This window comes from Rhizobium sp. NRK18, assembly GCF_024385575.1.
In the GTDB taxonomy this organism is placed as follows: domain Bacteria; phylum Pseudomonadota; class Alphaproteobacteria; order Rhizobiales; family Rhizobiaceae; genus JANFMV01.
Genome location: NZ_JANFMV010000001.1, coordinates 1 through 25,306, shown reverse-complemented (window position 1 = coordinate 25,306; position 25,306 = coordinate 1). Strand labels below are relative to the sequence as shown.

Here is a 25,306-nt window from a genome sequence, read left to right as displayed (position 1 = left end):
GAGCCATGGAGGAGAAAGGGATTCGCAACCCGGTAAGAAGCATCGCGAATATCGGCCTGGGAGATGCCGCGCATGCTTTTTATAATTACTGCGAAAGCCAGCTCGTCGAAGAGGCCGTCCGTCGCGAGGAGGCCGTTCTGACGGCCGACGGCGCGGTGCGGGCCCTGACCGGCCAGCACACCGGCCGTTCGGCGAAGGACAAGTTCGTCGTCAAGGACGAGAACACTGTCGACAAGATCTGGTGGGACAACAACAAGCCGATGACGCCGGCCCATTTCGACCGTCTGCATCAGGACATGCTGGCCCATGTCCGCAAGAAGAGCCTGTTCGTGCAGGATCTTGTCGGCGGCGCCGATCCGGAAAACGCCCTGCCGACGCGGGTCGTCACCGAGCTCGCCTGGCATTCGCTCTTCATCCGCAACCTGCTGATTCGCCCGGAAAAGGAAGCACTCGAAGATTTCGTCGCCAAGCTGACGATTATCGACCTGCCGAGCTTCAAGGCCGACCCGGAACGCCACGGCTGCCGCACCGAGACCGTGATCGCCTGCGACCTGACCAACGGACTGGTCCTCATCGGCGGCACGTCCTATGCCGGCGAGATCAAGAAGTCGGTCTTCACCGTGCTCAACTACCTTCTGCCGGAAAAGGGCGTCATGCCGATGCATTGCTCGGCCAATGAAGGTCCGAAGGGCGACAGCGCCGTTTTCTTCGGCCTGTCGGGCACCGGCAAGACCACGCTTTCGGCCGATCCGTCGCGCACGCTGATCGGTGACGACGAGCATGGCTGGGGCAAGGCCGGCATCTTCAACTTCGAAGGCGGTTGCTACGCCAAGACGATCCGCCTGTCGGCTGAGGCCGAGCCGGAAATCTTCGCCACGACGAAGCGCTTCAGCACGGTTCTGGAGAACGTCGTCCTCGACGAGAATGGCGTTCCGGATTTCAACGACGGATCGCTGACCGAAAACACGCGTTGCGCCTACCCGCTGCACTTCATTCCGAATGCATCGAAGACCGGCCGCGCCAGCCATCCCAAGACGATCATCATGCTGACGGCGGATGCTTTCGGCGTGCTGCCGCCGATTGCCAAGCTGACGCCGGAACAGGCCATGTACCACTTCCTGTCCGGCTACACCGCCAAGGTCGCCGGTACGGAAAAGGGCGTGACGGAGCCGGAAGCGACCTTCTCGACCTGCTTCGGCGCCCCCTTCATGCCGCGTCATCCGACGGAATACGGCAATCTGCTCAAGGAGCTGATCGCCGAGCATGGCGTCGACTGCTGGCTGGTCAACACCGGCTGGACCGGCGGCGCCTACGGCGTCGGCAGCCGCATGCCGATCAAGGCGACCCGCGCGCTGCTGACGGCGGCACTGTCGGGCGAGCTGAAGACGGCGGAGTTCCGCACGGATCCGAACTTCGGCTTTGCCGTGCCGGTTGCAGCCAGCGGTGTCGACACGAAGATCCTCGATCCGCGCTCGACCTGGGCTGATGGTGAAGCCTACGACGCCCAGGCCCGCAAGCTTGTGACGATGTTCATCGAGAACTTTGCGAAGTTCGAGGATCACGTCAGCGGCGACGTCGCCAGCGCGGCACCGGTTCTTGCCATCGCAGCGGAATGACCCGAACAAAAAGTCCAGGGAGGACAGAACCCGGCTGTGAGCGATCGCGGCCGGGTATTTTTGTGTGACGAAAACCGGGAGTTGCCGAACTGCAACATGGTTACCGTAAAGTTAAGACTACCTGTTCCGTAACGTAAGGTTGTCATCGCATTGTAATGTGCAATGCATAGCGACTCCGTCGTGTTCAACGTATGGACTAGGCGGAAACCTATGTACGAGCGTCCTTCAAGCCGGATTTTCCTGAGTGCAGCCCTGTTGCTCGCGGGCGTCGCGGCCATTCCGGTGCAGTCAGCCATGGCCGCATGCGATCCCTCTTCGCCGTCGGATGGTGACACAGTCACCTGTTCCGGTACCTCGAGCGGTATTCGCGACAGCGGCCTCGACGATGCCAAAATCAAGGTCGAGACGGGGGCTACCGTTTCAGGCGGGGCGTCTCAGGGCTTCCTGTTCAAGGATAATGTCGATCTGACCAATGATGGTTCCATCTCTTCGACGGGCACGCATGCCGTCGAGGGTGATGATGACGCCACGATCGTCAACAACGGCTCCATCAGCAGCTCGACCAAGGACGGCATTCATCTCGATGAGAATGCTACGATCACCAACACCGGAACGATCGCGGCAGGCGACGACGGCATACAGGTCGGCATCGGAGCCACGATCGTCAACTCGGGAACGATCACCAGCAGTGCCGGCACGGATCATCACGGGATCGACGCCGATGATGACCTGACGCTGACCAATACCGGCACGATTGATGCCGGGTATGACGGCGTTCACGGCGGCGACAATGCCGATATTGAAAACAGCGGCACGATCAAGGCCATCCACGACGGCATCAACGTCAACGACAATGCCTCGGTCAAGAACGAGGGCACGATCACCGCAGGTGATGACGGCATCCAGGTCGGCGCAAACAGCACTGTCGTGAACAACGGCAGCATCGACGTCGATGGAGAAGGGGTCAACGCAGACGACACCGGTATCAGCGTCACCAATACGGGCACGATCACATCCGGCGACGACGGCATCAAGATCGGAACGGATGCGGTGATTCGCAACAGCGGCACGATCGAGGCCGGCGACGACGGCATCGACATCGATTCCGGCACCGTGATCAACACCGGAACCATCATCGCCGTCCGGGATCTTTCCAGCCTCGATCCGGGTTACGGCATAGACTTCGACATCCAGGCGAGCGGGGTCACCTCCTACATCTACAACTGGGGCTACATCAGCGGTTACAAGGCCATCGGCACCGATGCGGCGGATGAGGGATCGCAGATCGTCTACAACTACGGCACTCTCGTCGGGACCAGCGGCGAGGCGATCGACCTCGGCATGGGCGACGACACGCTGGTCATTGGCCGCGGTTCCCACATCGACGGCACCATCGAGCTTGGCGACGGCAATGATACGTTCGAGGTGGCGACGCCCGTCGCGTCCTACCTCAGCTTCGTATCCGCACCCGAGATCGTGAAATTGAACGGAACGCCGGCAATCGTCACCGACACGGCGATCGCGACCTTCGATCCGGCGGTATTCGATGCCATGGACGCGTCGACCAGCCTGATGTTCGGCAACGTGGTGACGGCACTGGTCGACCGCGACCCGGGCGTGCGGGGCTGGTGGGCCACAGGCTTCGGTTCCTATGCCCAGTACGGCGATGACAGCACCTACCAGGGATACGATGCCTTTGGCGGCGGCGTGATGCTGGGGCATGACCAGGATGTCACGGCGTCCGACACGATCGGCATCTTCGGTGGCGCCACGCGCTATCGTGCAAGGCTTGATGACGGCTGGCATGATATCGACCAGTATTCGGCCTTTGCCGGTCTGAGGGCAGTCCATGCCTACGGAGGCGGTTTGTCCCTGCATGGCGCGGCGTTCGGCGGCGTTCTCGCAACGAAACTCGACAGTCCCGACTGGGCGACGGGATCGGGCGACGAGACGGGCGGATTCGTCGCTCTGACCACCGGCGTTGCCTACGAGAAGGCAGATGTGTTCGCCGGTGCCGGCCTGAAATTCGGCGCGGACCTCGGCTGGCTGCACCATTGGTCGGGGACCATGGATGTGTCCGGCTACGACGGCGCGACGGTGGCGTCGAGAAGCAGCGACATCCTGCTCGGCGCGCTCAAGCTCGGCATGCCCATGGATTTCGAGACGGACGCTGGCAAGCATCACCTGATGCCTTTCGTCACCATTTCGGCCGCCGGCCGCAATGGTGGCGATGTCTCCGTCGCAGCGCTCGGCAGCAGTGTCGATTTCTCGACCCCGGGAAAATTCGAGGCCGTGACCTACGGTATTGGATCCGAGATTTCGAGCGACTTCGGTTCGGTACGGCTGACTGGTCGCATTGAGGCGGCAACGACATTCGACGGCGATTTCACCGTTTCGGGCGGCGTTCGACTTTCCGTGCCGATCGGCGGCATGTGATCGCAAAGCCTATCGAAACCCGACCCGGCCGCGAGCGATCGCAGCCGGGTTTTCATTTTGTCGCTGCTGTGGGATAGATCGGCCGGAAGGACGACGATCTCATGGCCAGTGCCGCGCTCTACATCAACGACCACATCGTCATCGCCGGCTGGGAGCTGAGCGAGCAATTCGTTCTGGCCGGCGGGCCGGGCGGCCAGAACGTCAACAAGGTGTCGACAGCCGTCCAGCTTTTCTTCAACCTGAAGGGTTCGCCTTCCTTGCCGGAGCGGGTCAAGGCCAATGCGGTGAAGCTCGCCGGCAGACGCTTGTCCAAGGATGGCGTCCTGATGATCGAGGCCAGTCGCTATCGCAGCCAGGAGCGCAACCGCGAAGACGCGCGCGAACGGCTGAAGGAACTGATCCTTGAGGCCGCAGCGCCGCCGCCGCCGCGCCGCCGGAAGACCAAGCCGACCAAGGGATCGATCGAGCGGCGGTTGAAGGCCAAGGCGGGACGCTCCGAAATCAAGAAGATGCGCGGCACGCCGGACGGCGAGTGATCCGTAGCCGGGCCGCCGCCGTTTCTGTTTCGTGGCCATAACCGATCCGCTGACATGGGAGGTTTTCCGATGCTGGTTCTGCCGAAAGGCATCCGACACATACCGGGCTATCTCGACCGGGAGCGCCAGGAAGCCGTTCTCGCCGAGATCCGCGCCGTCGTGGCCGAGGCGCCGCTGTTCGTGCCGACCATGCCGAAGACCGGCAAGCCGATGTCTGTGCGCATGACCAATTGCGGTCCGCTGGGCTGGGTGACCGACAAGGAGCGGGGGTACCGCTACCAGCCGACGCATCCGGCGACCGGCAAGCCATGGCCGGCCATGCCCGGCATCCTCATGGACATCTGGTCCGAACTCTCCGGATATGCGCAGGAGCCCGAGGCCTGCCTCGTCAACTATTACACCGATGAAGCGAAAATGGGTCTCCATCAGGATCGCGACGAGAAGGATTTCTCGGCCCCCGTTCTGTCCTTGTCGCTTGGCAATGCCTGCCTGTTTCGCGTCGGCGGCAAGAACCGCAACGACCGGACCGTGTCCTTCCGGCTGGAAAGCGGCGACGCGGTCATCATCGGCGGCGAGGGGCGGCTGAACTTCCACGGGGTCGACCGGATCTATCCCGACACTTCCGGCCTTCTCAGGAATGGCGGCAGGATCAACCTCACCATGCGGCGGGTCAATTCCTGACCCTCAGAGCTTCCTGAGCGCGACCTTCTCGACCAGATGGTCCTTGCCCTTCTGCAGGATCAGATCGGCGCGCGGCCGGGTCGGCAGAATGTTCTGGTGCAGGTTCTTCAGGTTGGTGTTGGCCCACAGGCCTTCGGCGATCTTCAACGCCTCGTCGGCGCCGATCGAGGCATAGCGGTGGAAATAGGAGCTCGGATCGCGAAAGGCTGTTTCGCGCAACCGCATGAAGCGCTCGACATACCAGGTGTGAATGAGTTCCTCGTCGGCATCGATGTAGATCGAGAAATCGAAGAAGTCGGAGACGATCGGCACCATCTTGCCGTCGGCGGGCAGATCGCGCGACTGCAGCACGTTGATACCCTCGAAGATGAGGATATCGGGCCTGTCGATGGTGATGAACTCGTCGGGGATGACGTCGTAGACCAGGTGCGAATAGCACGGCGCCTTGACGTTCGGCCGGCCCGCCTTGATGGCGGAGAGGAAACGCAGAATCGTGCCGATGTCGTAGCTTTCCGGAAAGCCCTTGCGATCCATCATGCCGTTGGCCTTCAGATAGGCGTTCGGATGCAGAAAGCCGTCGGTGGTGATGAGATCGACCTTCGGGCTCGAAGGCCAGCGCGCCAGCAGTTCCTTCAGGATACGCGCCGTGGTCGACTTGCCGACCGCCACCGAACCGGCAATCCCGATGATGAACGGCGTTTTGACGTCGGCCTTGAAGTTCAGGAAGCTGGAGCGCTGCTGGAAGAGCAGCTGGGACGATTCGACGTGGGCGGACAGAAGGCGTGAGAGCGACAGATAGATGCGCCGCACTTCCTCCAGATCGATCGGGTCGTTGAGCGAACGCAACCGGTTCACTTCGTCGGCCGACAGCGTCAGCGGCGTATCGGCCCTGAATTTGGCCCATTCGTCCGAGGTGAAGAAGCGGTAGGGAGAGTATTGGCTCTCCTTGAAATGGTCGAGAAACTCCACCGATTCGGCGCTGTCCATGCGCGTCCTTCCCTTACCGGCTCGCCTTTTCCTGCAAGCCCGATTGCGCCGTGCGACGTTCAAGCTCGGCCAGCACGTCCTGAAGCGGAATGCCTGCAATCTTCAGCACGACAAGCAGGTGATAAAGCAAATCCGCGCTTTCATCGACCAGATTCTTCCGGTCCTGGCTGATGGCGGCGATAACGGTTTCCACAGCCTCTTCGCCGAGTTTCTTGGCGGCCTTTGTCTGACCGGCCGCCGCGAGCTTGGCCGTCCAGGATTCCTCGGGTGAGGCGCTTGCCCGCCTTGCGACGATCGCTTCGAGATCGGCCAGGGTGAAGGTGGTCATCGAACTCTCCTAATCGAGCCGCATGGCGATGCGGCGATCGGCCATGTAGCGCTTGGCTTCGGCTATGGAATAGGTGCCGAAGTGGAAGATGGAGGCGGCAAGAACGGCCGTCGCATGGCCTTCCTTGACGCCGGCAACCAGATCGTCGAGCGTTCCGACGCCGCCCGACGCGATCACCGGAACGCGCACGCTGTCGGCGATGGTGCGCGTCAGCGCGATATCGTAGCCGCTCTTCGTTCCATCGCGGTCCATCGAAGTGACCAGCAGTTCGCCTGCGCCGCGCTCGACCATCCTGCCGGCGAACTCGACGGCGTCGATGCCGGTCGGATTGCGGCCGCCATGCGTGAAGATCTCCCAGCGGTCCGTTTCACCGTCCTTCGACACCTTCTTGGCGTCGATCGAGACGACGATGCACTGGTTGCCGAACTTGTCGGCGGCTTCGGCCACGAAATCGGGATTGTTCACCGCCGCCGAGTTGATCGAGACCTTGTCGGCGCCGCAGAGCAAAAGCTTGCGGATATCGGCAATCGCACGAACACCGCCGCCGACCGTCAGCGGCATGAAGCAATGCTCGGCGGTGCGCTGGACCACGTCGAAGATCGTGTCGCGATTGTCGGAGGAGGCGGTGATGTCGAGGAAGCAGAGCTCGTCGGCGCCGGCGGCATCGTAGGCGCGGGCCGATTCGACCGGATCGCCGGCATCGATCAGGTCGACGAAATTGACGCCCTTGACGACGCGGCCGTCCTTCACGTCCAGGCAGGGGATCACGCGGGCCTTGAGGGTCATCGGGCCAACTCCTTCGCATCACGGATCAGCTTCAGCGCCTCGGCGGGATCGATGCGCCCATCATAAAGCGCGCGGCCGGAAATCGCACCTTCCAGCCTGGCGGCATCGGGCTCGAGCATGCGGCGGATATCGTCGAGCGAGGCAAGGCCGCCGGACGCGATGACTGGAATGGAGACGGTCTCGGCAAGCTCCAGTGTCGAATCCCAGTTGATGCCGGTCAGGATGCCGTCGCGGTCGATGTCGGTGTAGATGATCGCCGCGACGCCGACGCCCTCGAATTTCTTCGCAAGCTCGATGACGCCGAGCTCGGAGGCTTCCGCCCAGCCTTCGACGGCGACCTTGCCGCCCTTGGCGTCGATGCCGACGGCGACCTTGCCGGGAAACTTCTTGCAGGCCTCGATGACCAGCGCCGGATCGCGCACTGCGACGGTGCCGAGAATGACACGCGACAGGCCGCGCGACAGCCAGTTTTCGATATGATCCAGCGTGCGGATACCGCCGCCGAGCTGCACCGGGTTCTTTGTCGCCTTCAGGATCGCGTCGACCGCGGCGCCGTTGACCGTCTCGCCGGCGAATGCACCGTTGAGATCGACCACGTGCAGCCATTCGAAGCCCTGGTCTTCAAAGGCTTTCGCCTGCGCCGCCGGATCGGGATTGTAGACGGTCGCCTGGTCCATGTCGCCAAGCTTCAGGCGCACGCACTGGCCGTCCTTGAGGTCGATTGCGGGAAAAAGGATCATGGTCGGATATCCGTCTGTCAGGGCGCCCAGCGCAGGAAATTGGTGATCAGCGAGAGGCCGAGCTTCTGGCTCTTTTCCGGATGGAACTGCGAACCGGCCACGTTGTCGCGGCCGACAAAGGCGGTCATCGGCCCGCCGTAATCGGTCGTGGCGATCACCTCTTCGGGATTTTCCGCAGCCAGATGATAGGAGTGCACGAAATAGGCGTGCAGCCCGTCGGGGCCGGTCGGAATGCCGTCAAACAGCGGGTGCGGGCGGTTGAGGTTCAGCGTGTTCCAGCCGATCTGCGGGATTTTCAGCGCCGGATCGCTCGGCGTCATCTCGACGACGTCGCCCTTGATCCAGCCGAAACCTTCGGTGATCGTCTTTTCCAGTCCGCGCGAGGACATCAGCTGCATGCCGACGCAGATGCCGAGAAAAGGACGGCCCTTGTTGTCGACAACGTCGGTGATCGCATCGTGCATGCCCGGAACGGCGTCGAGCCCGGCGCGGCAGTCGGCATAGGCGCCGACGCCCGGCAGCACGATCCGGTCGGCACTTGCCACGCGGTCCGCCTTGTCGGTGAGCTCGATCTCGGCAGAAATGCCGGCTTCGCGGGCGGCGCGCTCGAAGGCCTTGGTGGCCGAACGCAGATTGCCGGAGCCATAGTCGATGATTGCGACGCGCATCTTACTTGCGTCCTCCTTCAGGATCATAAAAGCCGAACAGGCCCGGCTCGGATGCTCGCGGTCGGATACTCGACGGCGGCATGACGGGATGAGCCGTTGCCGGAGCTGCAGCATCTTGTAAGCCGGCGAAGTAGACTGCTTCCGCGTCGCCGAGATTGGGGGCCGTCACGATCTCGCTGAGTGTCCAGCCATCGGCCTCGAGACGACGGATATAATGCATCCGGCCTTCAAGCGCGACCACCATGGACACTGTGATGAGAAGGGCTAGCCCCGCCCATCCGAAACCGCTTACACCCGACAGCTGAAGCGCGATGATTTGCAGAACGAGCGTAATCGAGCCCGCAATCCAAAGACGATGGGCATAAAGCCAGAGTGCCGGCACGAGGAAGGCCGTGAGGCTGAAACCGTCGCGGATCACCTTGGTAAGGGTGTGATCCCTGTCCGTGCCATCCGGCGATGTCAGAACGATATAACTTGCCATTCGCTGTCCTAGCCGGGTTGCGGCAGGTTCAAACAAGCGTTCCCTTGGTCGAAGGAACGCGGCCCTGTTGGCGGGGGTCGATCTCCGTTGCCGTCCGCAACGTCCGTGCCACCGCCTTGAAGCAGGTTTCGGCGATATGATGGTTGTTGGCGCCGTAATGGTTCAGCACATGCAGCGTGATGCCGGCATTCTGCGCGAAGGCCTGGAAGAACTCACGCACCAGTTCGGTGTCGAACGTGCCGATCTTCGGCGCCGAAAAGGCGACGTTCCAGACGAGGAACGGGCGGCCGGAGAGATCGACGCCGGCCTTCGTCATCGTCTCGTCCATGACGAGATCGAGCGAGGCGTAGCGGGCGATGCCGCGGCGATCGCCGAGCGCCTTCGAAATCGCCTGGCCGAGCGCGATGCCGGTGTCCTCGACCGTGTGGTGATCGTCGATGTGCAGGTCGCCCTTGACCTCGATCTCCATGTCGATCAGCGAGTGTCGCGACAGCTGGTCGAGCATGTGGTCGAAGAAGCCGACACCCGTCGAAATCTTCGCCGATCCCGTGCCGTCGATGTTGACGGCTACGGAAACGGAGGTCTCGTTGGTCGTCCGCTTGACGCTGGCGATGCGGCCGGTTTCTGCCATCTCTCTGCTCCGACAAGGAAAATATCGCCGCTCAATAACAGGCGCACCGGCAAATATCCAGAAGCCCCGTCGCAAAAAGCCGCAGGGGACCGCTCCGCGGCCGCATTTGACGGCGCCATGATTGCAATCGTGGCAAGGCGGCTTACATAGGCTCTCATATTCGGAACAGCAAAACCGGTATCCATCGCGATGAACACCGGGACAAGGGTGTCATATGAGTGAACACAATCCGTTTGGAACAATGCATGCCACGACCATCATTACCGTGCGCAAGGGCGACAAGGTGGTGATGGCGGGCGACGGCCAGGTCTCGCTCGGGCAGACCGTCATGAAGGGCAACGCCCGCAAGGTGCGCCGCATCGGCAAGGGCGGCAACGTCATTGCCGGTTTCGCCGGCGCCACCGCCGACGCCTTCACCCTTCTCGAAAGGCTTGAAAAGAAGCTCGAGCAGTATCCCGGGCAGCTGATGCGCGCCGCCGTCGAGCTCGCCAAGGACTGGCGAACCGACAAGTACCTGCGCAACCTCGAGGCCATGATGCTTGTCGCCGACGAAACCATCACCCTGGCCGTCACCGGCAATGGCGATGTGCTGGAGCCCGAACACGGCACGATGGCGATTGGCTCGGGCGGCAATTACGCCTACGCGGCCGCACGCGCGCTGATGGGCACCGACCTGCCGGCCGACGAGATTGCCCGCCGCGCCATGGAGATCGCCGCGGAGATCTGCGTCTACACCAACAACAACATCATCGTCGAAACGCTCGACGCCGCCTGATCGGGGCCGGTGTCAACCGTGGGCGCTGCAGCCCTGCGCCCGTCTGAAAGAGGTTTTCATGACCAATTTTTCCCCCCGCGAGATCGTTTCCGAACTCGACCGCTTCATCATCGGCCAGCACGAGGCGAAGCGCGCCGTGGCGATCGCGCTCAGAAACCGCTGGCGCCGCCAGCAGCTGGAGCCTGACCTTCGTGACGAGGTCATGCCGAAGAACATTCTGATGATCGGCCCGACCGGCGTCGGCAAGACCGAGATTTCGAGGCGTCTGGCCAAGCTCGCCGGCGCGCCCTTTATCAAGGTCGAGGCGACGAAGTTCACCGAAGTCGGCTATGTTGGCCGCGACGTCGAGCAGATCATCCGTGACCTCGTCGAGGTCGGCATCGGCCTGGTGCGCGAGAAGAAGCGCGCCGAGGTGCAGGCCAAGGCGCATCATAATGCTGAAGAACGTGTGCTTGACGCGCTGGTCGGCGCGACCGCGTCTCCGGCCACCCGCGAAAGCTTCCGCAAGAAGCTGCGCGCCGGTGAACTGGACGACAAGGAAATCGACATCGAGATCGCCGAGACCGGCACCGGCGGCATGCCGGGCTTCGAGGTTCCTGGCATGCCGGGCGCCAATATTGGCGTCCTCAACCTGTCCGATCTGTTCGGCAAGGCAATGGGCGGCGCAAAGAAGAAGCTCCGCACCACGGTCAAGGCCTCCTATGGCGATCTGATCCGCGACGAATCCGACAAGCTGATCGACAACGAGGTCATCCAGCGCGAGGCGATCCGTGCCGTCGAGGACGACGGCATCGTCTTCCTCGACGAAATCGACAAGATCGCCGCCCGTGACGGTGGCATGGGTGCCGGCGTCTCGCGCGAAGGCGTGCAGCGCGACCTGCTGCCGCTCGTCGAAGGCACGACCGTCTCGACCAAGTATGGTCCGGTCAAGACCGACCATGTGCTGTTCATCGCTTCGGGCGCCTTCCATGTCTCCAAGCCGTCGGACCTGTTGCCTGAGCTGCAGGGCCGCCTGCCGATCCGCGTCGAGCTGAAGCCGCTGACCAAGGAAGACTTCCGCCGCATCCTGACGGAAACCGAGGCAAGCCTCATCCGCCAGTACAAGGCGCTGATGGATACCGAAGAGGTGGCGCTCGACTTTACCGAGGATGCGATCGACGCGCTGGCCGACGTTGCCGTTCATCTGAACGCGACGGTCGAGAATATCGGGGCGCGCCGGCTGCAGACGGTGATGGAGCGCGTGCTTGACGAGATCTCCTTCAATGCACCCGACCGCTCCGGCTCCGGTGTGACGATCGATCAGGCCTACGTCCGCAAGCATGTCGGCGACCTTGCCGCGGATACCGATCTGTCGCGCTACATCCTGTAGCGGCAGGCAAAATAGCGGAACCGGCGCAAGGGTTTGACCCGGCGTCACGGCACTGTGACCGTTTGGCACTCGACAACGGCCTCTCCTTTTCTTTAAGGAGGGGCCGTCCCTTTTCATGCCGGACCTTGGACGGCATAGAGCGTTCGTCGTGGCTTTCCGAGAAACGGAGCCCGCGGGACCAGCATCTGCTCAACGTTTACAGGACCATTCGATCGTGAAGCTTCTCCGCACGGTACTCGTGATTGCCCTGACCAGCCTTCCGCTTGCGTCGCACGCCGCCGACATGGTGCCGCCGGGCAACCGCAACGCCACGCAACCACCGATCCCGGGTGCATCCGTCCGCCGCACCAAGGCCGGCCGCACAACGTTCGACGACAAGTACGACAAGATCTATGCGCTGCTGTCGACCGACCACAAACTGATGAGCAAGATCAAGTCCACGGCCGCTGCTTACGGTATCTCGCCGATGCATATGATCGGCGCGCTGGTCGGCGAGCACACCTACAATGTCGATGCCTATGACCGGCTGCAGTCCTACTACATCAAGGCGGCATCCTACGCCGGCGAGAGCTTCCGCTTCGCCTATAATGACGAGAAGGTCGACCATTTCGTCGATCGCCCGCAGTTCGCCGGTTGCACGCCGGACATGAACTCCTACGACCTCTGGAGCTGCAGGGAAGATGTCTGGAATGCAACGTTCCGCGGCAAGACCGTCGAGGGCGAGGGCTTCCCGAACAACCGCTTTTCCGCCGTCTTCTTCCAGCCCTTCTACGCCGGCCAGACCTTCGGCCTCGGCCAGATCAATCCGCTGACGGCGCTGATGATGAGCGACATGGTCCACCGCGTTTCCGGCTACAAGAAACTCGACGAAAACGATGCGGCCGACGTCTACAAGGCGATCATGGATCCCGACCAGTCGCTGGCCTATATGGCCGCGGTCATCCGCACCGCCATTGATGACTACAGGAAGATCGCTGGCGTCGACATCTCCGATAACCCGGGCGTCACGGCGACGCTTTACAATCTCGGCGGCTCCCGCGACCGGGCCCGTGCGCTGGCCGCCAAGCGGAGATCGGGCGGCACGGTCTGGCCTGAAGAGAATTATTACGGCTGGCTCATCAACGACAAGCTCGACCAGCTGCAGGGTTTGGTGCGCTAATCCGTTCTTGCAGATCCGTGGCGGCGAATTCCGTTGAGGAACAGCGCGACGGAGGAATCGGCAACCGCTTCGATTTCCGCCAGGGTCAGGGGCTTTCTCAGGCCAAGGACAATTTCGAGGTGCAGGTTCGACCTCAGAATGCCGATGAACTGGGTGGCCGCATAAAGCGCATCCTCGACCTCTATGGTTTCGCAATCCGCTGAACGGGTCAGGATATCCGCCAGCCGTCGTGCGCCCTTCTCCGGTCCGTTTTTGTAGAAGGCCGAGGCGAGGCTCGGCAGGCGATGGGATTCGCTGATCACGACGCGGTAGACCCCGACCATGACCGGGCTCATGAACAGCTTGAGAAAACGCAGCGCAAACTGCCTCAGCGCTTCCTGAAGCGGCAAGTGACTACCGCTCTCGGCGGATATTTCCTGGGATGCGTGCTTCGCGCATTGCGATATGAGGGCGATGAACAGACCCTCCTTGCTACCGAAGAGGCTGTAGATGTTGCGCTTCGAGCCACCGACCTTTTCGATGACGGCATCGATGCTGGCTGCCGCATATCCGTGCTCGAGAAACACCTCGGTCGCCGCATTCAATATCGCCGCTCGCCGCTCGTCCTGAGCGGCGGGCATACCCACTTCCACGTCGTTCACGATTCCGGTCCCCACAAAGCCGCCCTGGTTCAGGGTAGGACAAGAGGCTGTTCCAGGTCAAACCGTGGAAAGAGTATGGCGCGTCACCGCCGGGCTCGCTAGCGCAGCGTCGACTTGGCGACGATTGCGGCAATCCGGCTGCGCGCTTCCGTTTCATTGCGAAAGGTCGAAAATGCCTGCCGCTTCGTGCCCACGGTATGGGTGAGGGCAGGGAACATGCCGGCGCGCAAGGCGAGGATCTCCCGACGGTCGCCATCCCCGCACATCCATCGGTCAGAGCCGACGCGCACCCATCGGCGGGCGAAGGACAACTGGTCGAGGGCGCGCTTGAACTCGGCCACCGATGTGAAGCGGTCCTGCGGGTCGAAGCTGACCGCCTTTCGGACGATGCGCCGGATCCGTTCCGGCACGTAGTCTGCGAACCCGATCACGTCCGCGACGTTCTGGTCCTTTTCAAGCGTTTGCCGTGCGTCGGTCAACGTCTGGTGAAAGCTCGCCATGTTGTTGACGGAGCGCAGCAGCATGAGCCCCGCGTCGAATATGTCCCACGAAGGCGACGAGCCGTCGCCGGGCGCCGTTTCCGGCGGGATGTAAGGCTTGTAGACGAGATCGGAAACCATTCTGCCGGTCGGCATGTGGAAGGCCGCTCCGAAATCCGTGAGCTTGGCAGTCTCACCGGACAGCATGACGTTTTCCGCGCCGACGTCGCGATGCACGACGCCCATATGATGGACCTTCGTCAATCCATCCAGGACCTGCCGCGTGTAGCCGACCGATTCCGCGAGGGGAACGAAGCGCCGGGCAAGGGCGTCGGCAAGCGATCCGTCATGCATGAACTCCATCTCGATCAGCGAATACTGGTCGCGCGGATGGAACGCGAGCGTGTCGACGACATGGGGATGCTGGCATGCGGTCTGGGCCTTCATTTCGCGTTGCGCGGCCTCGCGCGCCTGCGTCTCTCCGCGGACGTACTTCATCGCCACGTTGCGACCGGACTGGCAGTTGATCATCTGGTAGACTTCACCGGTCCGGCCGATGCCAAGCCGCCTTATCACCTTGTATTTTTCGAGAACCGTCTGGCCCGCTTGCAGTGTCTGGGTCATGCCGGGAGTTTGAAACGGAGCAATGGCGATCACGTCGCGATCCTGTCGAATAAAAGCGCGAGGTGTCTGCCGGTTTCGGAGGAGAGATTGGATCTCTCGGAGTGGCGAGAATGACCGGTCGGCGTCGCGTGCAATGTGATTGGTAATAAGAATTACCATCTAATGGTAATCACCATTACTAGTCAATCGATTGATTAGAAAATTCTGAGCTTGAGTGCAGCGCGGGGTCCTCGCCGGTCCGTATCTGCAATCGTGCAGGAAGCGTCGGATTGACTGTTCGGACGCGTGCTCTACCCTTCATCCAAACAGGAAGACTGCAATGGATATGCGTCCGGACCCCTTTGAGCCACCAGCCCCCATCCCGCGAACGGTTCCGCCCGGCCGGCTGGAAATCATACGAACGGTCTTTCGCAACCCGCTCGAACTCTGGGGGGAGCCGTCCTACACGCTCCCCTATATCGACGCGAAGTTCCTCAATCAGCGCACGCTGATCGTCAACGATCCCGGGCTGATCCGCCATATTCTCGTCGACAATGCCGCCAATTACCGCATGTCCACCGTTCGCCAGTTGATCCTGCGACCAATCCTGCGGGACGGCCTGCTGACAGCGGAAGGTCCCGTCTGGAAGCGCTCGCGCAAGGCAATGGCGCCCGTCTTCACGCCCCGCCATGCACAGGGTTTTGCCAGCCACATGCTGAGCCAGTCGCTTGCCTTTCTCGATCGCTACCGGTCGCAGAGCGGAGATCCCGTTCGGCGTGATATCGCGGTCGACATGACCGAACTCACCTTCGCCATCCTTTCCGACACCCTGTTTTCCGGCGAAATCGCCAGCGTCACCGACGATTTCGCCGAAGACGTGAACCAGTTGCTCGCCACCATGGGCCGCGTCGATCCGCTCGATCTTCTGCTGGCCCCGTCATGGTTGCCGCGCGTCAGCCGCTGGCGCGGTCAGAAGGTGCTGGAAAAGTTCAGGGACATCGTGCGGCAGACGATGGCGGCCAGAAAGGCGCGAATGACGGCCGACCGGCAGTCGGCGCCGGACGATTTCCTCACCCTGCTGCTCGAGGCTGGCGGGCCGGACGGCCTTTCCGACGAGGAAATCGCCGACAATATTCTCACCTTCATCGGCGCCGGCCACGAGACGACAGCGCGAGCGTTGGCATGGACGCTTTATTGCGTCGCCAATGCGCCGGCCGTGCGCGAGCGGATGGAGGCCGAGATCGATGCGGTGATGGCAAGCGGCGCCGAACCGGTAACCTGGCTCGACAAGATGCCGAATGTACGTGCGTCGTTTGAAGAGGGACTTCGTCTCTATCCGCCGGCGCCGTCGATCAATCGCGCCGCGATCGATGCAGATACCTGGGTGGACGCCGACGGCAAGACGCTCGAAATACCCGCCGGCATCACCATCCTGATCATGCCCTGGACCCTTCACCGCCACTCGCTTTACTGGGAGAAGCCGCGCGCCTTCATGCCGGAACGTTTCCTGCCTGAAAATCGCGATCGTATCGGCCGCTTCCAGTATCTGCCCTTCGGCGCGGGCCCGCGCATCTGCATCGGCGCGACCTTCGCCATGCAGGAGGCCGTTATTATCCTGGCGACGCTGATGCACCGCTTCCGTTTCGACATGCTGCCGGAAACCAGCCCCTGGCCGGTCCAACGGCTGACGACCCAGCCGCAGGGCGGGCTGCCGATGCGCATTACCGCCCGCTGAAGGCCGGAGACGGCATTCATTCCAAAATGGAAAAAATCCTTGGAATTTTCGCCAAATTGACATCGAGTCTTTCCGGTGCGATTTGGCACTATCGCAAGAATACCGAAAATTGGTGCAAAGCCGCTGCTGGGAGATTACCGCATGAGCCGGATTGAAAAGAACGGACTGTCGATCGACAAAGCCCTCCATGACTTTCTGGTCGACGAGGCGCTGCCGGGAAGCGGCGCCGATACCGAGCACTTCTTTTCCGCGTTTTCGTCGATCGTCCATGATCTCGCGCCGAAGAACAGGGCGTTGCTGAAGAAGCGGGACGAGCTGCAGGCAAAGATCGACGACTGGTATCGCAAGAATGGCGCGCCGGTGGACATGGGCACCTACGAGGCCTTCCTTCGCGACATCGGTTACCTCCTGCCGGAAGGCCCGGACTTCTCGGTCGAGACGAAGAATGTCGATCCTGAAATCGCGTCGATCGCCGGCCCGCAGCTCGTCGTGCCGGTCATGAACGCCCGCTACGCGCTGAACGCCGCGAATGCCCGGTGGGGTTCGCTCTACGATGCCCTTTACGGCACGGATGCGCTCGGCGATCTGCCGAAGGGCAAAGGATACGATGCCGAGCGCGGCGCGCGTGTCATTGCCTGGGCAAAGAGCCTCCTTGATGAAAGCCTCCCGCTTGCCGCCGGCAAATGGGCGGACGTCACCGGATTTGAATTCGAGAACGGCGCCTTGATCGTCGACAGCAAGGCCGGGCAGACCGGTCTCGCCGACCCGGCTCAATATGTCGGCTTCAAGCGTGAGAGCGAGACGGCTTACCGCCTCTATTTCAAGACCAACAACCTGCATACCCTGGTCTTCGTCGATCCCGACAGCCTGATCGGCAAGGACGATCCGGCCCAGATCGCCGACATCGGCCTGGAATCGGCGATCACCACGATCATGGACTGCGAGGATTCGGTCGCGGCCGTCGATGCCGAGGACAAGGTCACCGTCTATGCCAACTGGCTTGGGCTGATGCGCGGCGACCTGACGGAAGAGGTTTCCAAGGGTGGAAAGACCTTCACGCGCAAGCTGAACGGCGATCTCGACTACCTGACGCCGGACCATCAGAAGGCGACGCTCAAGGGCCGTTCGCTGATGCTGGTGCGCAATGTCGGCCACCTGATGACAAACCCGGCGATCCTCGACAGGGACGGCAACGAAGTGCCGGAAGGCATCATGGACGCGATGATCACCGCCCTGATCGCGCTTTACGACATCGGACCGAACGGCCGCCGCGCCAATTCCCGCGAAGGCTCGATGTATGTCGTCAAGCCGAAGATGCATGGCCCGGAAGAGGTCGCCTTCGCCTGCGAGATCTTCACCCGCGTCGAGGACGCGCTCGGCATGGCCCGCGACACCATCAAGATGGGCATCATGGACGAGGAGCGCCGCACGACGGTCAACCTCAAGGAGTGCATCCGCGCCGCCAGGACCCGTGTCGTCTTCATCAACACCGGCTTCCTCGATCGCACCGGCGACGAGATCCATACCTCGATGGAAGCCGGACCGATGATCCGCAAGGGCGACATGAAGCAAGCGGCCTGGATCTCGGCCTACGAGAACTGGAACGTCGACATCGGCCTCGAATGCGGCCTGTCCGGCCATGCACAGATCGGCAAGGGCATGTGGGCGATGCCGGATCTGATGGCCGCCATGCTCGAGCAGAAGATCGGCCATCCGAAGGCCGGCGCCAACACCGCCTGGGTGCCGTCACCGACCGCCGCGACCCTGCATGCGACCCATTATCACAAGATCAATGTCGCCGACGTGCAGAAGAAGCTTGCCGGCCGGGATCGCGCCAAGCTGTCCGATATCCTCTCCGTGCCGGTCGCTTCCCGTCCCAACTGGACGCCCGAGGAAATCCAGGCCGAACTCGACAACAATGCGCAGGGCATTCTCGGCTACGTCGTCCGCTGGGTCGACCAGGGCGTCGGCTGCTCCAAGGTGCAGGACATCAACAATGTCGGACTAATGGAAGACCGCGCGACGCTGCGCATTTCCTCCCAGCATATGGCGAACTGGCTGCATCACGGCGTCGTCACCGAAGCCCAGATCGTCGAGACCATGAAGCGCATGGCGGTTGTCGTCGACGGCCAGAATGCGGGCGATCCGGCCTATGTGCCGATGGCAAAGGACTATGACGGCTCGATCGCCTTTCAGGCGGCACTCGACCTGGTCCTGAAGGGCCGGGAACAGCCCAATGGCTACACCGAGCCGGTCCTCCACCGCCGCCGCCTGGAGTTGAAGGCCCACGCCGCCTGACGATTTCGAAATCCGAAACAGAAAAGCCGCCGGGAGGGAACCTCACCGGCGGCTTTTTCCTATGCGCTGAAGCCGAAGTTACTGCTTCACGATGACCTTGGTGTTGCGGCCGGGCGTGACGCGCGAATAGAGGTCGATGATGTCCTGGTTCATCAGGCGGATGCATCCCGACGAAACGGCCTTGCCGATGGAGTTCCATTCCGGCGTGCCGTGCAGACGGAAGAGCGTATCCTGGCCCTGATCGTTGAACAGGTAGAGCGCGCGTGCGCCGAGCGGGTTGCGCAGGCCGGGGCCCATGCCGTCTTCGACATACTTGGCGACTTCCGGCTTGCGTACGGCCATTTCCTTCGGCGGATGCCAGGTCGGCCATTCCTGCTTCCAGGCGACATAGGCGTTGCCAGACCACGAGAAGCCCTGCTTGCCGACGCCGATACCGTAGCGCACTGCCTTGCCGCCGGGCAGCACGTAGTAGAGGAAGCGCGAAGGCGTATCGACGATGATCGTGCCCGGCTTCTCGCTGGTGCTATAGCTGACGATCTGGCGGTGGAAGCGATCTGGGACCTTGGAGATCGGGATTGCCGGCAGAGTGTAGCCGGAATCAGTGATCGAGCCGTAGGAATTGGTGAAGATCTGGGAGGTTTCGGTCGTCGAGCCACCGGTCTCGGAGGTGGTGGAGCAGCCGGCTGCGGCAAGGGTAGCAGCCAGTGCGAATGCGGTCAGGGCGGTGCGAAAGCGCATGGGGGTCTCGTCTGGTAAGGAATCTGGTTGATACGGCTTCGCCAAAATCGTCGAGTATGGTTTATTTTCTGTTAAACCGAGTTTTCCGAGCGACCGTACGCGCTAAACTTGGTAGCGCCCCCCAAATTGAAAGTGAATTGCATTTTTGCAACAATTTCAAAAGAATCAACATTACGTATACGTGAAGTGAGCGCATGGCGATACTCGACATCCACAACGACAATCCGCTTCTCGACGGCCGTCAATCCGACCGCGCGATGCTGGTGCGCAAAGGGGTGCAGATCCTGATGCACGAGATGCGGCTGGCCGTGCTTCCGGAGTTGTCGCTTGCCGGCGGCCGGCGTGCCGATCTCATCTGCCTCTCGGACAAGGGCGACATCACCATCGTCGAGATCAAGACCTCGATCGAGGATTTTCGGGTCGACCGCAAATGGCCGGAATATCTCGACCATTGCGACACATTTTATTTCGCCACGCATAAGGGCGTGCCGCTTGAGATCTTTCCGGAAACCTGCGGTCTCATCCTGTCGGACGGCTACGGCGCCCACATCGTGCGCGAGGCATCCGAAAACCGCCTCGCTGCGTCTCGGCGCAAGGCGATCACCCTCAACTTTTCCCGCACGGCAGCCGAAAGGCTGATGCGGGCGGAGTGGGCGGCGGCAAGGACGCCGACGGGCGAGTAGCCTTATTTCGGTGCGCGCTTGGCCAGGATTCTCTGCAGCGTGCGGCGATGCATGTTGAGCCGGCGGGCGGTTTCCGAAACGTTGCGCTCACACATTTCGTAAACGCGCTGGATATGCTCCCAGCGCACGCGATCGGCCGACATCGGATTTTCCGGCAGTTCCGCCTTCTCTCCCGGACGCTGGGTCAGCGCGGCGTAGACGTCGTCTGCGTCCGCCGGCTTCGCAAGATAATCGACAGCGCCAAGCTTCACGGCATTCACCGCCGTCGCGATATTGCCGTAGCCGGTCAGCACGATGATGCGGGTGTCGTTGCGCTCCTTGCGGATCGCCTCGATCACGTCGAGCCCGTTGCCGTCGCTCAGGCGAAGGTCGATGACCGCATATTTCGGCGCATGGGCGCGGGTCTTGGCAATGCCTTCCGAGACCGTTTCCGCCATCTCGACGGCGAAGCCCCGCGTTTCCATGGCGCGCGCCAGACGGCGAACGAAGGGACCGTCGTCATCGACGATCAGCAGCGAGGCATCCGGGCCGATGGGATTGTCGTTTGCGTCCTGATCCACGTCGGTTCCGGCGGGTAGGCTCATGTCTTTTTCACTCATGTCCTGTGGTCCTGTTCACGTCGCGTGCCACAAGTAGGCAATTTCGAACGTCTATATGGTGTCTTTACCGTGCCGGTAAAGTTAAATTGCCGCTTTCGTTTCCATCAGGTAGCGCGGCCAGCTGACAATGATGCGGGCGCCCGGGTCGTCTTCGGCCTTGTTTTCGAACCTGAGGCTCGCCCCCGACCGCTCAAGAAGCGTCTTGGCGATGAACAGGCCGAGGCCGAGGCCGCCGGCCATGTCGTCGCGGTTGCGGCTCGTCACATAGGGCTCCCCGATGCGCGCCAGGATATCGGGCGGATAGCCTTCGCCGTCGTCCTCGATGGTGATCGAGATGCGCGCCGCATCGTGCTCAACGGTGATCGTCACCTCGTTCTGCGCATAATCGACCGCATTTTCCACCAGATTGCCAAGCCCGTAGGTCACAGCGTCGTTGCGTATTCCTGTCGGCTCCTTGGCCCGCTCGCTCTTTTCCACGAGAACGATGTCGACGCCGGCGTCGCGATGCGGGGCGATTACCTCCTCGATCATCGAGGAGAGCGGCAGGTTGCGCATGTGCGTGTCGCCCTCGGTCGACAACGTCGTCAGCCGTCTAAGAATGTCCCTGCAGCGCTCGCTCTGGCTTCTGAGCAGCATCACGTCTTCGCGCAGCGGATCGTCCTTGGCGAGCCCGCGCTCCATTTCCTTGGCGACGACGCTAATGGTCGCAAGCGGCGTTCCGAGTTCGTGTGCCGCGGCGGCGGCCAGCCCGTCGAGCTGCGAAAGATGCTTCTGCCGTTGCAGCACCAGCTCGGTGGCGGTCAGCGCGTCGGCGAGTTCGATCGCTTCACGCGACACACGATGTGTATAGAACGCCGCAAAGCCCATCATGGTCGCGATGGCGCTCCAGACGGCGAGTTGCATCACCGGATGCAGTGCGATTTCCTCGCCCGGCATCCACGGGAGCGAAAAAGGCGAAAAGGCGAGCAGGGTCGTCGCCATGAGCGCGATGACGATCAGCGCCATCGAATACCGGATCGGCTGGGAGGCAAACGAGATCACCACCGGCACGCAGATCAGGGGCGCGAAGGGATTGGCGAGCCCGCCGGTGATGAAGAGAAGAGCCGAAAGCTGGATGAGGTCGAAGCTGAGAACGATCAGCGTCGCACGCGGCGTCAGGCGGTGCGCCGCCGGAAACCAGAAGGTCAAGTACATGTTCAGCCCGGCGAGGCTGGCGATCAGGATCGCCGCCATCACCAGCGGAATGTCGAAGCCGAGGCCGAGCGACACCAGCGCGACGGTCAGACCCTGGCCGCAGATCGCCAGCCATCTCAGCCGGATGAGCGTCTGCAGGCGGAGACGCCGGCTCGAATGATCGTCTGAATGCTTCATGCCCTTGTCGGAAAGCGCGCTCACTGTCTCGATTGCTGCCATGTCGTCTCACTTAGCACGGGGTTTCGCACGTGTCGTCGGCAAAGCCTCCGCCGGATTGTCCGGCCAGACATGCTTCGGGTAGCGGCCGCGCATGTCGGCGCGCACGTCCCGCCAAGAGCCGGCCCAGAATCCGGGCAGGTCGCGCGTCGTCTGGATCAGCCGGTGCGCCGGCGACAGCAGCTCCAGCAGAAGCGGAATACGGCCGCCGCCGATCGTCGGATGTGCCGTCAGCCCGAAAAGCTCCTGCACGCGGATCGACAGCACCGGCTCTTTGCCGTCGTAACGGATCGGATGGCTCTGGCCCGTCGGCGCGGTAAAATGCGTCGGCACCAGGCGGTCGAGGTCGCCCTTCTTCTCATAGGGCACGAGCGACAGGATGCCTTTCGCCAGATTGCCCGGGGAAATGCCGTCGAAGCTGGTGACGCCTGACTGGAAAGGGGTGAACCAATCGTCAAGCCGCGCCAGCAGGGCCTCGTCATCCATGGCAGGAAAGCTCTCGTCGCCGCTCAGTCTGAGGAAGGCAATCCGGTCCCTGATCTGCATCGCGTCCTTGCCGAAGGGCAGGGCGGCAATACCGAACTGGCGCACGCCGTCTGCAAGGCCGCGCGCGGCGGCCTCGCCCGTCGGGCGCGCAAGCGGGGACTCTTCCAGGATGATCGCTCCGAGCCGCGTCACCCGCCGACCGCGGACCTGCCGGCTTGCCGGATCGAAGAACGACTGGTCCTCGCGCCGGATCAGCTCCGGGAATTCGGCCTCGATCTGTTTGCGCTCCACTTCGGCTGCGGCCAGGATGCGCGGGCTCTGGGCCCGGCCGGTAAGGTCGGCCACCACCAGCATCGAGGCGCCCGCGAGCCGGTCGGTCTCCGGCAGCTCGGCGCCGCGTCCATTGGCGAGCACGAACCGTCCGCGTCCGCCCCGCTGCAGCGCCACCCTGTCGGGATAGGCATGCAAAAGAAGTGCGCCGGGCGTCACCGGTCCGCCCGCCGATGACGCAAACGGTCGCGCCATCCGTTCGGCGAGCTTGCAGGCGCTGATCGCACGCGGCCCGCGATCGTTTTGAAACCGCCGCAGCCGGTCTTCGATGTCGACGCTGTTGCCGCCGAGCCCCTGTTCGCCGAGCAGCACCGCGATCTGGCAGGCCTCGAGGGCGTGACCTTCCGCGGCCGCCGCGATCACCATCGCCGCCAGCCGTGGCGGGAGTGCCAGCTCGCGCATCGTGCGACCCGCCGCCGTCAGCTGGTTGTTTTCGTCGAGCGCGCCGAGGAGCTGCAGCAGTCCGCGCGCTTCCTTCAGTGCCGCCGCCGGCGGCGGATCGATGAAGGCAAGGGTGCCGGGATCCTCGACGCCCCATCCCGCCAGATCCAGCGCGAAGGAGGAAAGGTCGCTGGCCAGAATCTGCGGTGGGGAAAAGGGAGAGAGGGCCGCCGTCTGGCCGCTGTGCCAGAGACGAATGGCGACGCCGGGTTCCGTTCGTCCCGCTCGTCCGGCCCGCTGATCGGCCGATGCCTTCGAGACCCGAACCGTTTCGAGCCGTGTAATGCCGGTGGCCGGCTCGAAAACCGGCTGGCGCTGCAGCCCGCTGTCGATCACCACCCTGACACCGTCGATGGTGATGGACGTTTCGGCAATCGACGTCGCCAGCACGATCTTGCGGGTTCCGGCGGGGGCCGGTCGGATCGCCGCGTCCTGATCCTTCTGCTCGAGATTGCCGTAAAGCGGCATGACAAGGGTGTTTGCGTCAAACCGGCCCTCGAGGCGTTCGGCAGTTCTGAGGATCTCGCCCTGGCCCGGCAGGAAGGCGAGGATCGAGCCCGTCTCCTGCGCATGCGCTTCCGAGATGGCCGAAGCCATGGCGTCCTCGATCCGCTCGTCGCCGGCGCGCGCCCGGTAGCGCACGTCGACCGGGAAACTCCGCCCCTGGCTTTCGATCACCGGCGCTCCTTCGAGCAGTGCCGCAATCCGCTGGACGTCGAGCGTCGCCGACATCACCAGGAGACGCAGATCGTCGCGAAGAGCCCCTTGAGCGTCAAGCGCCAGCGCCAGGCCGAAATCGGCGTCGAGCGATCGTTCGTGAAATTCGTCGAACAGCACGGCGGCGATACCCGAAAGCTCGGGATCGTCGATTATCATGCGTGCGAAGACGCCTTCGGTCACCACTTCGATCACCGTGTCACGGCCGATCCTGTTGTCGAGCCGCATGCGGTAACCAACCCGACCCCCGGGCTCTTCGCCGAGAAGAAAGGCCATGCGTCGCGCCGCGGCACGGGTCGCCAGCCGCCGCGGCTCCAGCACGATGATCTTTCCGCCGTTCCGCCATGGCGCGTTAACAAGGGAAAGCGGCACGAGCGTCGTCTTGCCGGCGCCGGGCGGCGCGGACAGGATCGCCCTGTTGCCCTTCGCGAGCGCGTCGCCGATCTGGTCGAGGACCTCGGTGATGGGCAGCTGCGGCAGTGAAACGGGATATGTCGCCATGATGCCGGATCGAGCTCCTTTTTGCGGCGGCTGTCTTGGCCCGATAGCGCGAAAGGGCGTCTCCTTCAAGAACGGGCGTAACGCGCACTCTATAGAGAGGCTTCTGGGGAGCCGGTCCCATCGGGCGCGAAAGGGCAATCGGAGGCTTGTGCCTAAAAACCCGGCCCGGATTCAAATTGCATGAAAATTCAGCCCTTTAAAAAAATGTCATAAACCTGCACTTTTCCTGTTGACTGAAAAAAGACCCGGGCCTATAAGCGCAATCACTGACGAGGGCGGCGGGCGCTGCTGGCGACCAACGAACTCGTTCAACAAGATCCTTCCGGTTTCGAGTGAAACAGGAGCCTTGAAAAAGGTTACGGATTGTCGACGCGCACTGTTTCGCGTCAGTTATTTGACAATTGAATAATGATTAGGAAAGAGAAACGTGGGCGGCGAAGCTTGCGGGATCT

The 25,306-nt window shown here is 62.4% G+C and carries 23 protein-coding genes; 10 read left to right on the top strand and 13 right to left on the bottom strand.

Annotated elements, in window-relative coordinates; genetic code table 11:
• Window positions 1–5 precede the first annotated feature (5 nt).
• The 4 genes from NN662_RS00115 to NN662_RS00100 all read left to right on the top strand — a co-directional run bounded on the left by NN662_RS00115 (window position 6) and on the right by NN662_RS00100 (window position 5,269).
• Window positions 6–1,616, top strand: a complete 1,611-nt coding sequence (locus NN662_RS00115; protein ID WP_261928290.1) for a phosphoenolpyruvate carboxykinase — start codon at window positions 6–8, stop codon at window positions 1,614–1,616.
• A gap of 210 nt (window positions 1,617–1,826) precedes the next feature.
• Window positions 1,827–4,052, top strand: a complete 2,226-nt coding sequence (locus tag NN662_RS00110) for a beta strand repeat-containing protein (protein WP_261928289.1) — start codon at window positions 1,827–1,829, stop codon at window positions 4,050–4,052.
• A 101-nt stretch (window positions 4,053–4,153) separates the two neighbouring features.
• Complete coding sequence (gene arfB, locus NN662_RS00105) at window positions 4,154–4,588, top strand: alternative ribosome rescue aminoacyl-tRNA hydrolase ArfB (protein ID WP_261928288.1); 435 nt, start codon at window positions 4,154–4,156, stop codon at window positions 4,586–4,588.
• A gap of 69 nt (window positions 4,589–4,657) precedes the next feature.
• Window positions 4,658–5,269, top strand: a complete 612-nt coding sequence (locus NN662_RS00100; RefSeq protein WP_261928287.1) for an alpha-ketoglutarate-dependent dioxygenase AlkB family protein — start codon at window positions 4,658–4,660, stop codon at window positions 5,267–5,269.
• Window positions 5,270–5,272: 3 nt separating this feature from the next.
• Here the strand turns inward: NN662_RS00100 and coaA are convergent, their stop codons facing one another.
• The 7 genes from coaA to hisB are packed head-to-tail and all read right to left on the bottom strand — an operon-like array spanning window position 5,273 to window position 9,890.
• On the bottom strand, window positions 5,273–6,256 hold the full coding sequence (gene coaA, locus NN662_RS00095; RefSeq protein WP_261928286.1) for a type I pantothenate kinase: 984 nt from the start codon (window positions 6,254–6,256) through the stop codon (window positions 5,273–5,275).
• 13 nt (window positions 6,257–6,269) lie between these two features.
• On the bottom strand, window positions 6,270–6,584 hold the full coding sequence (locus NN662_RS00090) for a phosphoribosyl-ATP diphosphatase (protein WP_261928285.1): 315 nt from the start codon (window positions 6,582–6,584) through the stop codon (window positions 6,270–6,272).
• A gap of 9 nt (window positions 6,585–6,593) precedes the next feature.
• Window positions 6,594–7,370 (bottom strand): imidazole glycerol phosphate synthase subunit HisF, encoded by a 777-nt coding sequence (gene hisF / locus NN662_RS00085; RefSeq protein WP_261928284.1) that lies wholly within the window; start codon window positions 7,368–7,370, stop codon window positions 6,594–6,596.
• The gene (hisA, locus tag NN662_RS00080; protein ID WP_261928283.1) at window positions 7,367–8,110 is read right to left on the bottom strand and encodes a 1-(5-phosphoribosyl)-5-[(5-phosphoribosylamino)methylideneamino]imidazole-4-carboxamide isomerase; all 744 of its coding nucleotides are present in this window, start codon (window positions 8,108–8,110) and stop codon (window positions 7,367–7,369) included. Before hisA ends, hisF begins: the two co-directional genes overlap by 4 nt.
• Before the next feature lie 17 nt (window positions 8,111–8,127).
• Entirely contained in the window at window positions 8,128–8,778 is a 651-nt protein-coding gene (gene hisH / locus NN662_RS00075) for an imidazole glycerol phosphate synthase subunit HisH (protein ID WP_261928282.1), read from the bottom strand.
• Window position 8,779: 1 nt separating this feature from the next.
• Window positions 8,780–9,259 carry a DUF2628 domain-containing protein gene (locus NN662_RS00070; RefSeq protein WP_261928281.1) on the bottom strand — a complete coding sequence of 160 codons (480 nt, stop codon included), beginning with the start codon at window positions 9,257–9,259 and terminating at the stop codon, window positions 8,780–8,782.
• A gap of 28 nt (window positions 9,260–9,287) precedes the next feature.
• Entirely contained in the window at window positions 9,288–9,890 is a 603-nt protein-coding gene (gene hisB / locus NN662_RS00065; protein ID WP_261928280.1) for an imidazoleglycerol-phosphate dehydratase HisB, read from the bottom strand.
• Window positions 9,891–10,104: 214 nt separating this feature from the next.
• Between hisB and hslV the strand changes: the two genes are divergently transcribed.
• The 3 genes from hslV to NN662_RS00050 all read left to right on the top strand — a co-directional run bounded on the left by hslV (window position 10,105) and on the right by NN662_RS00050 (window position 13,193).
• Window positions 10,105–10,665 (top strand): ATP-dependent protease subunit HslV, encoded by a 561-nt coding sequence (hslV, locus tag NN662_RS00060; RefSeq protein WP_261928279.1) that lies wholly within the window; start codon window positions 10,105–10,107, stop codon window positions 10,663–10,665.
• A 58-nt stretch (window positions 10,666–10,723) separates the two neighbouring features.
• A complete protein-coding gene (gene hslU, locus NN662_RS00055; protein WP_261928278.1) occupies window positions 10,724–12,034 on the top strand; it encodes an ATP-dependent protease ATPase subunit HslU in 1,311 nt (436 codons plus the stop codon).
• 211 nt (window positions 12,035–12,245) lie between these two features.
• Entirely contained in the window at window positions 12,246–13,193 is a 948-nt protein-coding gene (locus NN662_RS00050) for a DUF1402 family protein (RefSeq protein ID WP_410010953.1), read from the top strand.
• On the opposite strand, the gene NN662_RS00045 is transcribed toward NN662_RS00050, so the two are convergent.
• Window positions 13,190–13,834 carry a TetR/AcrR family transcriptional regulator gene (locus tag NN662_RS00045; protein ID WP_261928276.1) on the bottom strand — a complete coding sequence of 215 codons (645 nt, stop codon included), beginning with the start codon at window positions 13,832–13,834 and terminating at the stop codon, window positions 13,190–13,192. The genes NN662_RS00050 and NN662_RS00045 overlap by 4 nt on opposite strands.
• A gap of 98 nt (window positions 13,835–13,932) precedes the next feature.
• A complete protein-coding gene (locus tag NN662_RS00040) occupies window positions 13,933–14,970 on the bottom strand; it encodes a serine/threonine-protein kinase (RefSeq protein WP_261928275.1) in 1,038 nt (345 codons plus the stop codon).
• Between the two features lie 286 nt (window positions 14,971–15,256).
• Here NN662_RS00040 and NN662_RS00035 point away from each other — a divergent pair, with 286 nt between their 5' ends.
• Window positions 15,257–16,651 carry a cytochrome P450 gene (locus tag NN662_RS00035; protein ID WP_261928274.1) on the top strand — a complete coding sequence of 465 codons (1,395 nt, stop codon included), beginning with the start codon at window positions 15,257–15,259 and terminating at the stop codon, window positions 16,649–16,651.
• Window positions 16,652–16,792: 141 nt separating this feature from the next.
• Window positions 16,793–18,949, top strand: a complete 2,157-nt coding sequence (locus NN662_RS00030) for a malate synthase G (protein WP_261928273.1) — start codon at window positions 16,793–16,795, stop codon at window positions 18,947–18,949.
• A 78-nt stretch (window positions 18,950–19,027) separates the two neighbouring features.
• Here NN662_RS00030 and NN662_RS00025 read toward each other — a convergent pair whose 3' ends face one another.
• Window positions 19,028–19,687 carry a L,D-transpeptidase gene (locus NN662_RS00025; protein ID WP_261928272.1) on the bottom strand — a complete coding sequence of 220 codons (660 nt, stop codon included), beginning with the start codon at window positions 19,685–19,687 and terminating at the stop codon, window positions 19,028–19,030.
• A gap of 194 nt (window positions 19,688–19,881) precedes the next feature.
• Between NN662_RS00025 and NN662_RS00020 the strand changes: the two genes are divergently transcribed.
• Window positions 19,882–20,370 (top strand): MmcB family DNA repair protein, encoded by a 489-nt coding sequence (locus NN662_RS00020; RefSeq protein WP_261928271.1) that lies wholly within the window; start codon window positions 19,882–19,884, stop codon window positions 20,368–20,370.
• A 2-nt stretch (window positions 20,371–20,372) separates the two neighbouring features.
• Here NN662_RS00020 and NN662_RS00015 read toward each other — a convergent pair whose 3' ends face one another.
• From NN662_RS00015 to hrpB, 3 genes are all read right to left on the bottom strand, one after another.
• Window positions 20,373–20,954 carry an ActR/PrrA/RegA family redox response regulator transcription factor gene (locus NN662_RS00015; RefSeq protein ID WP_261931818.1) on the bottom strand — a complete coding sequence of 194 codons (582 nt, stop codon included), beginning with the start codon at window positions 20,952–20,954 and terminating at the stop codon, window positions 20,373–20,375.
• A 96-nt stretch (window positions 20,955–21,050) separates the two neighbouring features.
• Window positions 21,051–22,382, bottom strand: a complete 1,332-nt coding sequence (locus NN662_RS00010; protein WP_410010888.1) for an ActS/PrrB/RegB family redox-sensitive histidine kinase — start codon at window positions 22,380–22,382, stop codon at window positions 21,051–21,053.
• Between the two features lie 6 nt (window positions 22,383–22,388).
• On the bottom strand, window positions 22,389–24,854 hold the full coding sequence (gene hrpB, locus NN662_RS00005) for an ATP-dependent helicase HrpB (RefSeq protein WP_261928270.1): 2,466 nt from the start codon (window positions 24,852–24,854) through the stop codon (window positions 22,389–22,391).
• Window positions 24,855–25,306: the final 452 nt, after the last annotated feature.

Bases quoted from the DNA above. Each gene is read 5' to 3' on its own strand.
- hrpB (WP_261928270.1), bottom strand. From the start codon at position 24,854: ATGGCGACATATCCCGTTTCACTGCCGCAGCTGCCCATCACCGAGGTC.
- NN662_RS00115 (WP_261928290.1), top strand. From the start codon at position 6: ATGGAGGAGAAAGGGATTCGCAACCCGGTAAGAAGCATCGCGAATATC.
- NN662_RS00025 (WP_261928272.1), bottom strand. From the start codon at position 19,687: ATGCGCTTTCGCACCGCCCTGACCGCATTCGCACTGGCTGCTACCCTT.
- arfB (WP_261928288.1), top strand. From the start codon at position 4,154: ATGGCCAGTGCCGCGCTCTACATCAACGACCACATCGTCATCGCCGGC.
- hisH (WP_261928282.1), bottom strand. From the start codon at position 8,778: ATGCGCGTCGCAATCATCGACTATGGCTCCGGCAATCTGCGTTCGGCC.
- hisA (WP_261928283.1), bottom strand. From the start codon at position 8,110: ATGATCCTTTTTCCCGCAATCGACCTCAAGGACGGCCAGTGCGTGCGC.
- hslU (WP_261928278.1), top strand. From the start codon at position 10,724: ATGACCAATTTTTCCCCCCGCGAGATCGTTTCCGAACTCGACCGCTTC.
- hisB (WP_261928280.1), bottom strand. From the start codon at position 9,890: ATGGCAGAAACCGGCCGCATCGCCAGCGTCAAGCGGACGACCAACGAG.
- coaA (WP_261928286.1), bottom strand. From the start codon at position 6,256: ATGGACAGCGCCGAATCGGTGGAGTTTCTCGACCATTTCAAGGAGAGC.
- NN662_RS00030 (WP_261928273.1), top strand. From the start codon at position 16,793: ATGAGCCGGATTGAAAAGAACGGACTGTCGATCGACAAAGCCCTCCAT.
- NN662_RS00100 (WP_261928287.1), top strand. From the start codon at position 4,658: ATGCTGGTTCTGCCGAAAGGCATCCGACACATACCGGGCTATCTCGAC.
- NN662_RS00070 (WP_261928281.1), bottom strand. From the start codon at position 9,259: ATGGCAAGTTATATCGTTCTGACATCGCCGGATGGCACGGACAGGGAT.
- hslV (WP_261928279.1), top strand. From the start codon at position 10,105: ATGAGTGAACACAATCCGTTTGGAACAATGCATGCCACGACCATCATT.
- NN662_RS00035 (WP_261928274.1), top strand. From the start codon at position 15,257: ATGGATATGCGTCCGGACCCCTTTGAGCCACCAGCCCCCATCCCGCGA.
- hisF (WP_261928284.1), bottom strand. From the start codon at position 7,370: ATGACCCTCAAGGCCCGCGTGATCCCCTGCCTGGACGTGAAGGACGGC.
- NN662_RS00020 (WP_261928271.1), top strand. From the start codon at position 19,882: ATGGCGATACTCGACATCCACAACGACAATCCGCTTCTCGACGGCCGT.
- NN662_RS00090 (WP_261928285.1), bottom strand. From the start codon at position 6,584: ATGACCACCTTCACCCTGGCCGATCTCGAAGCGATCGTCGCAAGGCGG.
- NN662_RS00015 (WP_261931818.1), bottom strand. From the start codon at position 20,954: ATGAGCCTACCCGCCGGAACCGACGTGGATCAGGACGCAAACGACAAT.
- NN662_RS00110 (WP_261928289.1), top strand. From the start codon at position 1,827: ATGTACGAGCGTCCTTCAAGCCGGATTTTCCTGAGTGCAGCCCTGTTG.
- NN662_RS00010 (WP_410010888.1), bottom strand. From the start codon at position 22,382: ATGGCAGCAATCGAGACAGTGAGCGCGCTTTCCGACAAGGGCATGAAG.